At 60.5% G+C, this 13,217-nt stretch carries 11 protein-coding genes; 7 read left to right on the forward strand and 4 right to left on the reverse strand.

The features are described from left to right. The first annotated feature begins 171 nt into the window (after positions 1 to 171). From QF010_RS01225 to QF010_RS01240, 4 genes are all read left to right on the forward strand, one after another. Positions 172 to 1,509, forward strand: a complete 1,338-nt coding sequence (locus tag QF010_RS01225; RefSeq protein WP_429532393.1) for an alginate export family protein — start codon at positions 172 to 174, stop codon at positions 1,507 to 1,509. 206 nt (positions 1,510 to 1,715) lie between these two features. Next, positions 1,716 to 2,600 carry a hypothetical protein gene (locus QF010_RS01230; protein WP_156363978.1) on the forward strand — a complete coding sequence of 295 codons (885 nt, stop codon included), beginning with the start codon at positions 1,716 to 1,718 and terminating at the stop codon, positions 2,598 to 2,600. Then, positions 2,597 to 2,971 carry a DUF6152 family protein gene (locus QF010_RS01235; protein WP_050482895.1) on the forward strand — a complete coding sequence of 125 codons (375 nt, stop codon included), beginning with the start codon at positions 2,597 to 2,599 and terminating at the stop codon, positions 2,969 to 2,971. The genes QF010_RS01230 and QF010_RS01235 overlap by 4 nt, the downstream gene beginning before the upstream one ends. Then, positions 2,968 to 4,461 carry an alpha/beta hydrolase domain-containing protein gene (locus QF010_RS01240; RefSeq protein ID WP_419866210.1) on the forward strand — a complete coding sequence of 498 codons (1,494 nt, stop codon included), beginning with the start codon at positions 2,968 to 2,970 and terminating at the stop codon, positions 4,459 to 4,461. Before QF010_RS01235 ends, QF010_RS01240 begins: the two co-directional genes overlap by 4 nt. A 41-nt stretch (positions 4,462 to 4,502) precedes the next feature. Here QF010_RS01240 and QF010_RS01245 read toward each other — a convergent pair whose 3' ends face one another. The 3 genes from QF010_RS01245 to QF010_RS01255 form a co-directional block, all read right to left on the reverse strand. Then, positions 4,503 to 5,066: a cytochrome b gene (locus QF010_RS01245; RefSeq protein WP_033062004.1), complete on the reverse strand. Its 564-nt coding sequence runs from the start codon at positions 5,064 to 5,066 to the stop codon at positions 4,503 to 4,505. A 105-nt stretch (positions 5,067 to 5,171) separates the two neighbouring features. After that, positions 5,172 to 6,626 (reverse strand): aldehyde dehydrogenase family protein, encoded by a 1,455-nt coding sequence (locus tag QF010_RS01250; RefSeq protein ID WP_033062006.1) that lies wholly within the window; start codon positions 6,624 to 6,626, stop codon positions 5,172 to 5,174. A gap of 33 nt (positions 6,627 to 6,659) precedes the next feature. Next, on the reverse strand, positions 6,660 to 8,036 hold the full coding sequence (locus tag QF010_RS01255) for an aspartate aminotransferase family protein (RefSeq protein ID WP_033062007.1): 1,377 nt from the start codon (positions 8,034 to 8,036) through the stop codon (positions 6,660 to 6,662). A 214-nt stretch (positions 8,037 to 8,250) separates the two neighbouring features. On the opposite strand from QF010_RS01255, the gene QF010_RS01260 reads away from it, so the two are divergent. The 3 genes from QF010_RS01260 to QF010_RS01270 all read left to right on the forward strand — a co-directional run bounded on the left by QF010_RS01260 (position 8,251) and on the right by QF010_RS01270 (position 11,665). Then, a complete protein-coding gene (locus QF010_RS01260) occupies positions 8,251 to 9,225 on the forward strand; it encodes a helix-turn-helix domain-containing protein (RefSeq protein WP_429532394.1) in 975 nt (324 codons plus the stop codon). Between the two features lie 61 nt (positions 9,226 to 9,286). Next, a complete protein-coding gene (locus QF010_RS01265; protein ID WP_033062009.1) occupies positions 9,287 to 10,027 on the forward strand; it encodes an IclR family transcriptional regulator in 741 nt (246 codons plus the stop codon). A 189-nt stretch (positions 10,028 to 10,216) separates the two neighbouring features. Beyond that, the gene (locus QF010_RS01270) at positions 10,217 to 11,665 is read left to right on the forward strand and encodes an APC family permease (RefSeq protein ID WP_033062011.1); all 1,449 of its coding nucleotides are present in this window, start codon (positions 10,217 to 10,219) and stop codon (positions 11,663 to 11,665) included. 25 nt (positions 11,666 to 11,690) lie between these two features. Here QF010_RS01270 and QF010_RS01275 read toward each other — a convergent pair whose 3' ends face one another. After that, a complete protein-coding gene (locus QF010_RS01275) occupies positions 11,691 to 13,199 on the reverse strand; it encodes an MFS transporter (RefSeq protein WP_429509612.1) in 1,509 nt (502 codons plus the stop codon). Positions 13,200 to 13,217: the final 18 nt, after the last annotated feature.

Below are 13,217 nucleotides of genomic sequence, written 5' to 3' on the forward strand. Positions count from 1 at the left end.
CCCAAAACGGCAACCATTCAAGGCACTGAGGATGTTTTGCAGTGGGGGAGGTATCGCGCGAAGGGATCGGCGGCCAGCCCCTTGAAAGTGCTGATTTGGGTTACCGCTTGCGCGACGCAAGCCGGAACACTCATGGCTCGCCTCACAAATATAAAAAAAAGGAGAGACGTCATGCGCACCCTCAGTTACGCCCCATTACTTTCGCTGGTTGCACTCTGTACTTTTGAGCCGCAGGCACACGCCTACCAGCTCTACAGCGAAGGCGATGGTGCAACGGTCCTGAACGCCGACCTGTCGGCGGCGTTTGGCTGGTTCGGCAGCGAGAAGAACTACATCGGCGACCCTGAGAGGGAGCCCGGCAGGATGCGGTGGCAAGAAGGCTACGCCAAGTACGGTCTCAACGGCACGACAGACAAGATCACTGCCGGTTCGATGTATGGCGGACTCAGCTGGATCAGCACGGGGTCATTTGGCGATGGGGACGCGGGTGGGATCACCTCCGGGAATGAAAGAAGAACGGCTGTGGAAGACGCCTACCTGGGCTGGAAGTCAGGTGATCTGATTCCTGCACTGGGCAAGGACGGGGTTGATTTCTCTTTTGGCCGCCAGGTCGTTACGGTGGACGGCTTCCTGATCACCGATGACGGGTTCGCCCCCGGGAAGGCCTTCAACCCTATCGAGGGCGTAAGGGATGGCCGGTTCGATCGCGGCGGCGCCTTTTACCTTGGCCCGCGGTTGGCGTTCGGGAATACGGCAGTCTTGAAACTGGGTGGTCAGGAGGGCCTTCACGGTAGCCTGATCTGGCTCAAATCCGATAACCCCGGGCAGTCGAAGACCGAAGTGGCTGCCGCCACCGTCGACTACACGACGCCCGTCGGCTCGATCGGTTCGACGTACTTGCACGGCCTGGATGTTGACGAGCGATATGCCTTTGGTGATCGGCTTGAGCGCAAGGGCATGAACGTCTACAGCATTCGTGGGCAGGGCAATGCCGGGATCGAGAATGCCGACTTTGCGTTCGAAGTGGTGCGTCAGGAAAAACGTTCAGGGTCACAGCGGGCGATGTTCTTCGACGCCGGCTACACCTTCGCCGATACCCAATGGCAACCGACGGTGAGCTATCGATATTCGCGCTATTCCGAAGGTTACGACTTTCTGTTCCAGGGCGGTTTTCGCAAGCGCTACCAGGGTGAAGTCGCCGTGAATTACGCCGGTTCGGTGACCTCGAACATGTCGATCAACGACGTACTCCTCTCAGTCAAGCCGACCGAGACATTGACCCTTAACGCAATGGCCTTCAACTACCACCAGCTCTCCCGTACGCATGAGCAGGACTTCTCTGCCCGCGAGGTCGACCTTTTCCTGGATTGGATGGTGACGGATAACGTCACGCTCTCGCCTCTGGTCGGTTTCTACAAGCCCGAAAAGTGGCTCGGGGACGGTGGCCTGCAGAGCGGGAGCGCATCAACGAACACTTACTTCCAGTTCATCGTGTGGATGGCTTTCTGAGCAGCCGTCTACGCCGCCAATCCTAGTGAGCGAATGCTGATTCGAGATACCTCCCCAACAGAGGGGTTGAGTCTCGTCCCCATGGAATTAACGACACCCACACTCCTGGCACCGGCCGTCATGCACTTCAACGGGCTGGCGACTTCCGGGATGCCAGGCACTGCCACTCGTAGAAACAATTAACGGAGTAGATGCAGGCCATGCCTATGAAAACGATCCCTCTTTCTCACGCTGTCATCGCGCTGCTGGCCGTCCTGGCTGCACCTGCGTATCCGTCGTTCGCAATCGCCGCAACGCCTGGTGAGACATCCAGTGCGGCCAAACCGAAGGTTGGATCGCCCGACATCAGCGGGCTCTGGATGCCGGTGGGGAGTTCCGTGGACCCGCTCGTCAACAGCACCGGTGCCGATAACCCCGATACCAATATCGGCCCTCCGTTCGGCACCACGCCGGAACTCAAGGGTGTGTACCTCGAGAGCTTCAACAAGCGGACTGAGGCCTTAGCCGCAGTTGGCAGCGAGTTCAAGACCTCGTGCAAGGTGCTGGGCATGCCGACGAATATGATTGGGCCCTACGCGGTAGAGATCATGCAGACGCCGACGCAGATCAACTGGGCGCAGGAGTTCCTGCGAGAGACCCGTCGCATTTACCTCGATGGGCGCACGCCCCCCAATCCCGAGGAAGCGCCCCCGACGTTTGAGGGCTATTCGGTCGCACGGTGGGAGGGAAATGTGTTGGTCGTCGAGACCACCAACATTCGGCAGGAGACCACGTTGAGCGAGTATGGGCTCGCCGACGACGCGCTCGGCCATGGCCCCCGCATGATCATCAAGGAGCGGATCTTCATCAACGACAAAGGTCTGCTGCAAGTGGACGGCATGGTCGAAGACCCGGATGCGTTGGTCAAGCCATGGCATTGGTCGTCGCTGACCTTTCGCCGTGCGCCCAAGGGGGTCGAATTCATGGAGTACGTCTGCGAGGACAACAATAACGAGTCGATCGATCCCGTGACGGGAGCGGAAGTCACGACGATTCCCGAGCGACATAACGTGAGCCGAGCGGACAACAATAATCAAGGAGATACGAAGTGAATTTAAAACCCATGCTGTTCAGCTTGGCGTTCTTGGGCTTGTCAGCACCTGCTGCTTTTGCCCACCACTCCTACTCAGCCTTCGACATGGCGAAGCTGGTAGAGATTGGCGGTACGGTGGGTGAGGTGCAGTATAAAAATCCTCATGTCTGGTTGTTCGTCGATGTGCAGAACGGGGACAAGACCGAGACCTGGGCGATCGAGGCCGGCGGCCCGAACATTCTGATGCGCCAGGGCTGGATGGCCAATACCCTCAAGCCGGGCGATAAGGTCGACGTGCAGCTCGCTCCGATGAAGGACGAGACGAAGACGGGCGGAGCCCTTCAGGCGCTGCGGTTGCCCAATGGGAAAACCATCGGAGCCTGGAAGTGAACCCCATACGCGAGGTTTGGCTACCTACATTAACCCTGGCGGCTTTCCTAGCTCTGACGACGGCGGAGGCCGTCGGCGCGCAAACGCCATCCATGCCTCTAATAGCTTTAGTGCCTTCGAGCGGCCGGTTGCCTCTTGCGTCCGCCTCAAGGCACGGCACAGAGTATGTCGACCTCGAGAGGTTCGGGTATGTAGAGGAGGAATACTACATGCTGGGGCTCGCGCCAGCGATCACCGCTTCTGGCGAGCAATTGTTCGACGCTCCCTATGTGACACGCTTCCTCATCCGCAAACCCAAAGACCCTGGACGATTCAACGGCACTGTCGTGATGGAACCGTTCAGTTGGATGGGCGAACGCAGCGCGGGCTGGATCCTCACCCGCGACTACCTGATGCGCAAGGGCTACGCATTCGCCGGCTACACACTCAGCATCAACAGACCCGCGAACGATCCCAAGACACTGGATTGGGATCCTGAGCCCCGTAACTTGAATCTGGATTTCATGCGGCGCTACGACTACAAGCGCTACGCACCGCTCGGCAGCTACTACGACAGCGACCGTTTTCGGCGCGGCAGCGGCCCCGATCAGTACCCGCCGCAGTCGCAAGGCATTGCCGCGCAACTCGCCTTGTTGTTCAAGTCCAACCTCGAGAGCGGTCCCACACAGGGGCTAGAGGTCAAGCGCATCTATGTCAATACCTGGGCAATCAACGGGCAACTCTGGCTCGATTATCTCGACCAGGGGCGTCACCAGCAGTGGCGCATGCCTGACGGGCAGCCGCTGATCGACGCCTATATGATGGGGCACGTTGTGTATGGCGACCTGGGTGGAGAGGTTCTCAGGGTTCCGCGGAAAATGCCCGAGGATGCTCCGTTCGTGACTGTCTACAGTCAGACCGAAGTGGTGCACGATGCAAGTCAGGAGATCGCGCTACCGCACGATACGGACCAGCCGAAGTTGCGCTACTACGAAGTCGCGGGCATGCCACACCTTCGTCTCGCCGATCAGGGCACCGACGGGACAGAGCCGCATCCGGCTGACGGTGACAAGCGCAACGATCCACAATGCCAGTCCCTCTATGACGAGCCAGTGGAGACGGTCGTGTCCGCGATCCTGGACGCGATGGATCGCTGGGTGCGTGAAGGCACGCCGATGTCCAAGGCTGCACGGGTCGATCGCGACGGAAAGGGGGTTGCCCGCGACCCGCAGACCGGCAACATGCTGGGTGGTGTGCGTCCGCCGTGGATCAAGGTGCCAAGCGCCACTTACATGACCGACCAGGAGACCGGCTGCGGTTCGGCCTACGACACGAAGGTGCCGTATTCTGCGCAGCGGCTGAAGGCGTTATATGGCAGTTATGCGAATTATGCGAGTCGTTTCAAAGCCGCCAAACAACAGGCGATAAAGGAGGGCTATTTGCTGCCGGAGGATGCGGTACTCGTCAAGCCAGTCGCTTTGCCGGCGGACTTTAACGGGCCCCTCCGGTAAAGCCATGAGGCGTTGACGTCTTGCGTCAACGCCTCACCCCGTCACAGCATGCGGCGCAGGACATCGTTACGAGGGTCCCGGTCGAAAAACCGGTGTTTCAGAGCGCCCACGACATGCAACAGAATCAATCCGAGCAGGGTGTAGGCGAGCACTTTGTGCAGCCATTGGAAGACGGCGAACCAATCGTCATTTTTCGGAAGGAGCTCCGGCAGGTTGACCCCAAAAAAGAACACCCCGTCACTCATCGTGTAGGTGCTCGACATTGAGTACCCCATCAACGGCACGATCACCACAAGCGCATACATGACACGCTGCGTAAGCCTTGACAGGAACCTTTCATAGCTCGCCAGTGTTTCCAGCGGCTGCGGAAGCACGGGGGTCCGAAAACGCAGGGCAATCTGAGTCAGGACAACCAGAAACATCAACAGTCCAAAGGATTTGTGCCACGGGTAATAGAGCTCGTACTTGCTCGCCACTTCGTCATTCAGACCGGTCATATGCCAGCCTGCCCAGAGGAGGCCTGCGATGAGCACGGCGCGTACCCAGTGCAAAATTCGCAGGGACGTCGGATACCGATCGGTTGTTTGTTGTTCTATCGGGTTCATCGTAGTCTCTCCATTGATTATCAACGGCATCAGGGATGCACTTTTGAACGGTCACCCTCGCGACACAGAGGCCGGAGGGTGATTCGGTCAGGACAGGGATCGTGCTCAGGAAGGCAGCAGCACGGTGATGACTTTCTCTTCGGTGTAGGCCACCGCGCCGGCAAACCCGCCTTCACGGCCGATACCGCTGGTCTTTACGCCGCCCCAGGGCAGGTTGGCGTCCAGCGGACTCCAGCAGTTGATACCCACGGCACCGGCCTTCACCGCAGCGGCTACGCGGTGCGCTCGCACCAGGTCGGTCGTCCAGATCGTGGCCGCCAGGCCGTAGGAGGAGTCGTTGGCCAGTGCGATAGCTTCCTCTTCGCTGTCGAACGTGATCAGCGTGCCGACGGGCCCGAAGATTTCGTCTTGGGCGATCGCCATGGTGTTGTTGGCGTTGGTGAAGATCGTCGGCCGGACAAACCAGCCGCGTTCAGGCGTCGATACACCGCCGGCCAGTAGCGAGGCGCCTTGGTCGATACCCAGTTGGATGTATCGGTTAACGCGATCGAATTGCGCTTTCTTGGCCACCGGTCCCATCTGTACACCGGGCTGGCGAGGGTCGCCCACGTTGACTGCCTGCGCGGCATCGGCCAGCGCTGCGCCGAAGCGATCTGCGATGCTGCGGTGGACCAGGATGCGCGAGCCGGCTGCACAGACCTGGCCCTGGTTGGCGAACAGGCCGAGCGCACACCCGCGCAGCGCGTCTTCGAAAGAGGCATCGTCGAAGACAATCTGGGGGCTCTTGCCGCCCAGCTCCAATGCCACGCGCTTGAACAGCACACCGGCGGTGCGCTGGATTTCGCGTCCGGCCTCGGGGCTGCCGGTGAAGCTGATCTTGGCAACGAGCGGGTGTTCGCACAAGGCGCGACCCACCTCATTGCCGTAGCCGGTAACCACGTTGATCACGCCGTCAGGGAAGCCCGCTTCCTGAGCCAGCACCGCCAGGTGCAGGGCAGACTGCGGCGTCTCTTCCGAAGGTTTGATGACCACGGTGCAGCCTGCCGCCAGCAAAGCGGCGAGCTTCCAGACGGTGATCATCAACGGCGAATTCCAGGGAACGATGGCGCCGACCACACCCACTGGCTCGCGTACCGTGTACGAAAGGGTCTTGGTGCCGAAGTAGCCACCGGTGGGAATGGTGCGCCCCTCAAGCTGGTTGGCCCAGCCGGCGGCGGCACGCAGGTTGGCGATCGCGTTGGGCAAGTCCATCCGGCGCGGTTCGATGGGTGAGCGACCGATGGCGTTGGCATCCATATCGGCCAGCAATTCGGTGTCGCGTTCAACCAGGTCAGCGAGTTTTGACAGCAATCGGCCGCGCTGGGCGCCGTCGAGCTGGCTCCAGGCGCCACCCTCAAGTTGGCGATGCGCGGCCGCCACTGCGCGGTCCACGTCCTCAGTCGTGCCCTGTGCGGAGCTGCCGTACACCTGTTCTGTCACGGGGTTGACGAGGTTTATGCGACGGCCGTCGGAGGCTTCGAGGGACGCGCCTTCGATGAAGTGATTCAAGTGCTCAGTCATTTTGGGGTCCATGAGTGATGTGGAGTGGTCGGGTCACGCCTCGAGGGAGGCCAGGGCATCGCCGAAGATGTCCAGTGCCTTGAAGAACAGCGAGCGTGAAATCGTCAGCGACGGCATGACTCGCATCACGTTGCTGTAGCGACCGCAGGGAATCATCAGCACGCCGTGGTTCATCAGGTAGCCCATGAGCTGACCGATTTTTTCGGGCGCCAGGGGGGCCTTGGTGGCCGGGTCTTCGACCAGTTCGATACCGATCATCAGGCCGCGGCCGCGGACTTCAGCGACGAACGGGCTGTTGAAGCCACGGATACGTTCCTGCGCCTCCAACCCCAGCGTGTGCGCGCGGTTGAGCAGATCGAGCTCCGGGTCCTGCAGGATGCTGATGTTGGTCAGCGCCACCGCCGCGGACAACGAGTTGGCGGCAAAGGTGTTGGGCATCGATCCGTCAGGAATCGCGGCCGCCAGGTCTGAACGCATGATCAGGCCCGCCATTGGCAGGTCGCTGCCGATGCCTTTGCCGAAAGTGAGCATGTCTGGCTTCACGCCCGAGTGCTCGACCGCCCACATCTTGCCGGTGCGTCCTGCGCCGGATTGCACTTCATCGACGATCAGCAGCGTACCGCTGCGGTCGCATGCCTTGCGCAACAGCTGGAGGAATTCTGGCGAGGGGGGCACGTAGCCGCCTTCGCCCTGCACCGGTTCCACGATGACGGCGGCCACGTCATCGGCGGCGGTGTAGGGGGTGTTCAACAGGTAGTCCACGTACTCGCCGGCGATCTGCTCGGCGCTTTTGTGAGTGGTGTCGAAAGGGAAACGGTAGGCATAAGGGTAGGGGGCGTGAATGACCCCACCCATCTGGGCACCGAAGCCCTTGCGGTAGGCCGTGCCTGTCGTCAGGGAACCCGAGGCGTTCCACACGCCGTGGTAGCCACCATGGAAGGCGATGATCTGGTGCCGCCCGGTGATGCGTTTGGCGAACTTGATGGCGGCTTCAAGCGCATCGCTGCCGCTTTGCGTGAAGAAGGTGATGCAGTCGCCACGCAAGCCGTCGGGCGCGATCTCGGAGAGCTTGGCCGCCAGTTCGGTGCGCCGGGTACTGTTGATTTCCAGGGCATGCATCAGCACTTCGGACTGTTCGCGGATCGCCTGCACCACTTTTGGGTGGCAGCGGCCTACGCTGCTGACGCCCACGCCGGCGGACAGGTCGATGTAGGTGTTGCCATCGGGGTCCTTGAAAGTAGCGCCGAAGGCACGGTCCATGGCGATGGGCATGCGTCCGCCGCCGCGCGCCATGGATTCGGTACGCGCCGACAACGCCAGGGCCTCGCGGGTTTTGGGGCCGGGAAGTGTGCTGGAGGTAATCAGCGGGGCATCCGCGAAGTGCAGGGATTCAAGTTTGGCTTCACTCATGACGTTCTCTCTGAATGTCGATTTAAGTGTGCTGATCATCTCCGCGACGAGTCTGTGGCCGGTAGCCCGAATTGGCACATGGATGGACCGCCCTGAGCGCACCTTCCAGTGAATTTAAAATCTCATAAAGAATTGTGCATAATTCTCACTATGTGCGAATATCGCATAGGAAGGCGATCTAAAAACAAGAATATTGGCAGAGGCTTTCGACATCATGAAAAATCAGACTATCAGCCATTTCAGCGACGTCCATGTCCATGCGGCTACCGTCCAGGAGTGGAACCAGGACTACAGTCAGCTAACGGCAGGCTCGACCGAGAGTTCGCTGATGCAGTTGTCGACGGCGGGTGTCCACGTCTTTCTCGAGCAGATCAACCAGCGTGTCGTGCAGCACGGCGTGGCTCCCCGAGGCAAGATGTGCTTTGCCGTGCCGATCACCACCCCGGGTTCGATTCGGATGCAGGGGCGGGAGGCGGACGATAGCAGTCTGTTCTTTCTTCACGGTGGCGAGGAGTTCATGTTCCATATGCCGATGGGCATGGAGCTGCTGTCGATCACCTTCGAACGTGAATTGTTCGAGCAGGCGTTGGCGCAAACGGCTTCGGCGAAGGAGGTCAGCCGGTTGCTGCGTCAACCGGTGATCAGGGTTTCCACCCCGCGTTTTGCAGACGCTCGTCGCCGATTGCTGGCGATGTTCTCCCAAGCCCTGGTGTACGAAGAACTCGACAGCACGCGAGATCGGGAACGGGAGCTGGCGCTGGAGCAGGCGATGCTCGGCGAGTTGCTGCAACTCATGACCGACCCGGCCTGCGACAAGCAACAACGCTCCGCAAGCTCCACGCGCAGCTTCATTGTCGAGAAATGCCACCGTCTGGCGACCTCGGAGATGATCGACGTGCCCAGCGTGATCGAGTTGTGCCAGCGACTCCAGGTCAGTCGGCGTACCGTGCAGAACAGCTTTCGCTCGGTTGCCGAGACGACGCCGCTGAATTACTTGCGCTCTGTGAGGCTCAACGGTGTACGCCGGACCTTGATGTCCACCCGCGCGTCGTCTCTCTCGATCGGCGATGCCGCTGCCCAATGGGGCTTCTTTCACCTCAGCCATTTTGCGGCGGAGTATCAGGAGCTGTTCGCAGAGTTGCCATCCCATACCCCCCGCGCTGCCATCACCGGTTGCGCTCATGCCTGAACACCCACCCGCTGAAAGCAGTGGCGAGGTGACTGTCGGCTTCACAAGGATGTAGAGAAAGATGAATAGCCTGCGCCGTCTGCTCATGGTCTTCGACCTGTTCCGCCCGGAACAACCGGTCATCGATGTGGACATCATTTGCCGGGAGCTCGGCTACACACCCGCCACCGCCTATCGTTATCTGCGCGAACTCGGCGACGCGGGCTTTTTGAAGCGATTGCCGCGCGGTTATGCGCTCGGCCCGCGAATCGTCACGCTGGAGCATCTGATGACGAACTACGATCCGTTGTTGGCATGCAGCCGGGACCTGGTCGACAACCTGGTCGCCGACACCGGCCTGGACGCGCTGGTCAGCGAGTGGCATGGCGACTCCGTGGTCAACGTGCTGATCCATCGTGGCTCCGATGCCGGACCGGTTGGTAGCGGCAGGGGGCGGTCGATCGATCTTTTCCACAGCGCGACCTCCCGGGTCGTAATGGCTTATCTGCTACCGCGCCAAATCCGACGCGTCTACGACGCTCACGTGAACCCATCCGAATTGCAGCATCTGGGACTGGAGTGGAAGCCGTTCATCAAGAGCCTGCTCGCCATCCGCAAACAGGGCTACTGCATCAGCGAAAGCGAACTGCACCCGGGACGCAGTGGCGTCGCGGCGCCGATCTTCGACGAAAAGCAGCGCGTCCTCGGGAGCATGACCCTGGTGGGGCGTAGTGAGCGGTTCGGTGCGTTTCAGCAGCGCTATCTGTGCGACCTGGTGACCGGCGCGGCGTCGGAACTGACGACGCGTCTCGCTTCGCAGTGAGGTCAGGGGGGCGGATGGCGCCGTTCAGGTGATGGCGTAACAGGTTACCGATTTGGGATACCGGGGCGTTCATGGTGAGGCATAGGATCGAATCCAGCGTGCGACAAAAACGACAAGCTCTATCGGTGACGGTGAACGGCTTGCTGCACCGATCCTACAGCGACTGCCTCATACAATAAGGTCAAGAACATGAGTGTATCTATCCCGATCAACAGTTCGACGGAGTTGAAGCGTGGTGCCCTGGGTGTTGGTTTCATCATCTTTTTCGTGGTGTCGGCGGCGAGCCCGTTAAGTGTCATCGCCGGTGGCTTCCCGATTGGCATCATGCTGGGTAACGGTGCCGGCACGCCGGCGTTGCTGATCCTGGCGTTGCTGGTGCTGCTGGCGTTTTCAGTGGGCTACACCACCATGTCCCGACACCTGACCAATGCCGGCGGTTTCTATGCGTTCACCTCCCGTGGTTTGGGTGGCCTGGCAGGCGGGGCGGCCGGGGTGTTGGCGATGTTTGCCTATAACATTCTCCAGGTCGGGTTGTATGGCATGTTCGGTGGGGTCGTCAGTGGCACCATGGAAAGCATGTTCGCACTGGTGTTGCCGTGGTGGTCTTACTCACTGATGGCGATGGCGAGCATTGCGATTCTGGGGTATCGCAAGATCGACCTGTCGGCCCGGCTACTGTCGGTGATGGTGATCGCCGAGTACCTGGCGATCCTGATCCTGGATTTTGCCATCCTCAAATCCGGTGGCGACAGCGGCATCAACCTTGATGCGTTTGATCGCAGTCATGTGTTCAGCGGCACACCGTCCATCGGCCTGCTGTTCTGCTTCGCGGCATTTATCGGCTTCGAGGCGACGACTATTTACGGCGAAGAGGCCAAGAACCCGCAGCGTACTATCCCGATTGCCACCTACTGCTCGGTGTTGCTGATCGGTGGTTTCTACGCACTGTCGGTATGGTCGATGGTGGTGGGCGTGGGGGCGGACAAAATCGTGCCGATGCTGCAAGCCTTGCAGGACCCGACGACGTTTATCTACGGCATGTCCGACCACTTTGTCGGCCCGTATCTGACTCAGATTATCCGGGTGCTGTTCATGGTCAGTATCTATGCCGGCCTGCTGGCGTTTCATAACGCCGCGGCCCGTTATTTCTACGCGATTGGGCGTGACGGCCTGTTGCCGCACCGCTTGGGTACGACCCATCGCGTGCACCAGAGTCCTCATATGGGGTCGGCGTTGCAGAGCCTTATCTCGGCAGTGGTGGTACTGATTTTCGCCGCCATGGATGCCGATCCGATCCTGCAGCTGTTTGCCTGGCTGTCCAACCTGGCCACGCTGTGCGTGATTTTGTTGATGGCGCTCACTTCCGCAGCGGTCATCTTCTTTTTCCGGCGTCACCCCGAACTCAAGGTGGGGATCTGGCGTGGGCGGATATTCCCCGGTTTCTCTTGTGTTGCCCTATTGGCGGTCCTGGTACTCGCGGTGGTGCATTTCGATGTACTGACGGGCGCCAGCCTGGCCTTGTCATACAGCCTCTGCGCCATCATTCCCGCAGCCTTGCTGGGGGGTGTGTTCCTGGCGGCTCGACTTCGCAAGGCGTCGCCGGAGCGGTACCGGGCATTGGGTAGCCACAAGCTTTAAGGCCCCACGCAGAACCGTTCAACGCTTACCAAGGATGGTCTGCGCCCTCGTGCGGCTGCGGCTGTCGGCTCAACTTGACCAGCAGCGATGCGATCAACAGCAGGACTGCCGACGCTGCCAGCACGGCAACAAAGCCTGCATCGAACGCCGCACGGGCGAATGCGCTCAGCATCGCGCGGCCTTCGGGTGACAACGTCTCGGCGACGACCAGTGCGTCGTCGAGACTCTCGAATGTCGCGGGGGTCAGGGTCAGCCATGACGGAATCATCAGGCCCGCCGAATACGCATAAATCGCCGATAACAGACTGCCCGCCAGCGTCACACCCACAGCACCGCCCAGTTCAAAGGACACTTCCTCGATGGAGGCGGCCATGCCGGCTTTATCGGCGGGCACGCTGAGCATGATGGTGCTGGACGAAACGGTCAGTGCCGCGCCAATCGTCAAGCCCAACAGGGCAAGGCTGGCGATTTGCAGGTAAACCGCAGCGTTGTGCAGCAAGAGATAGCTCAGCATCGCGGCTGACGACAGCAGCAACGTCCAGAACAGCATCCGCCGGTTTCCCAGGCGCGGCAGGTAATAACCGGCAAGCGGCCCTGCGACGAAGGAGCCCAGTGGCAGAGGAAGGATGAACAATGCCGCCTCCAGCGGCGACATGCCGAGCACCAGCTGCAAGCGCTGGCTGAACACCAGTTCCATGCCGATCAATGCAGCGGCCGACACGACTGCTGCAATGACGGCATTTCTGAAGCCCGGTGCAGTGAACAGTGCCAGATCGAGCATCGGCTGTGCGGCACGGCGTTGGCGCCGAATGAACAGCGTCAGGAATAGCGCACCCAGGACGACCGCCACCAACATGCCGTCGAAGGAGGGCGCCCGTTTACCGAGTTCCTTGACGGCATACGCCAGGCTGATCAGCCCGATCATGACCTGCAGCGAACCCAGCCAGTCCCATCGTTTTTTGGCATCCCCCGGGTGATTCGGGATCAACACCGCGCCGAGGACCAGTGCCACCAGCACAATAGGCACGTTGATCAAAAAAACCGAGCCCCACCAGAAATGCTCCAGCAGCAGGCCGCCCACCACCGGGCCGAACGCAGCGCCCCCTGAAGCAACCGATGCCCAGATGCCGAAAGCCATGGCCTGCTCGCGCGGGTCGGCGAACGTTATCCGGACGATGGCCAGCGTAGCCGGCATCATCATCGCCGCGCCGACGGCCAGAAAGCCGCGGGCACCGATCAATACGCTGGCCGATGGCGAGAAGGCCGCGATCAGCGAGAACAGACCAAACACGCTCAGTCCGCCGATAAACAGGCGTTTGTGCCCGAGGCGGTCACCGAGTGTGCCCATGCCCAGTAGCAGCCCGGCAGCGATCAATGCATAGATGTTGATGATCCAGAGCTTTTGAGAAGCGGAGGCATTGAGCTCACGGGTCAGTGTCGGCAGCGCGGTGTACAACACCGTCATATCAATGACGATCAGCAGCAAAGCGCTGGAAATAATGGCCAGGATCAGCCAGCGTCGCGGGGGAATCATGGGTGGGGCTCGATAATG

The sequence above is a fragment of the Pseudomonas silensiensis genome (assembly GCF_050434865.1).
GTDB lineage: Bacteria > Pseudomonadota > Gammaproteobacteria > Pseudomonadales > Pseudomonadaceae > Aquipseudomonas > Aquipseudomonas fluorescens_W.

Excerpts from the sequence above, each read along its gene's own strand:
- QF010_RS01230 (WP_156363978.1), top strand. The coding sequence starts at position 1,716 with ATGAAAACGATCCCTCTTTCTCACGCTGTCATCGCGCTGCTGGCCGTC.
- QF010_RS01250 (WP_033062006.1), bottom strand. The coding sequence starts at position 6,626 with ATGACTGAGCACTTGAATCACTTCATCGAAGGCGCGTCCCTCGAAGCC.
- QF010_RS01255 (WP_033062007.1), bottom strand. The coding sequence starts at position 8,036 with ATGAGTGAAGCCAAACTTGAATCCCTGCACTTCGCGGATGCCCCGCTG.
- QF010_RS01260 (WP_429532394.1), top strand. The coding sequence starts at position 8,251 with ATGAAAAATCAGACTATCAGCCATTTCAGCGACGTCCATGTCCATGCG.
- QF010_RS01265 (WP_033062009.1), top strand. The coding sequence starts at position 9,287 with ATGAATAGCCTGCGCCGTCTGCTCATGGTCTTCGACCTGTTCCGCCCG.
- QF010_RS01270 (WP_033062011.1), top strand. The coding sequence starts at position 10,217 with ATGAGTGTATCTATCCCGATCAACAGTTCGACGGAGTTGAAGCGTGGT.
- QF010_RS01275 (WP_429509612.1), bottom strand. The coding sequence starts at position 13,199 with ATGATTCCCCCGCGACGCTGGCTGATCCTGGCCATTATTTCCAGCGCT.
- QF010_RS01245 (WP_033062004.1), bottom strand. The coding sequence starts at position 5,066 with ATGAACCCGATAGAACAACAAACAACCGATCGGTATCCGACGTCCCTG.
- QF010_RS01225 (WP_429532393.1), top strand. The coding sequence starts at position 172 with ATGCGCACCCTCAGTTACGCCCCATTACTTTCGCTGGTTGCACTCTGT.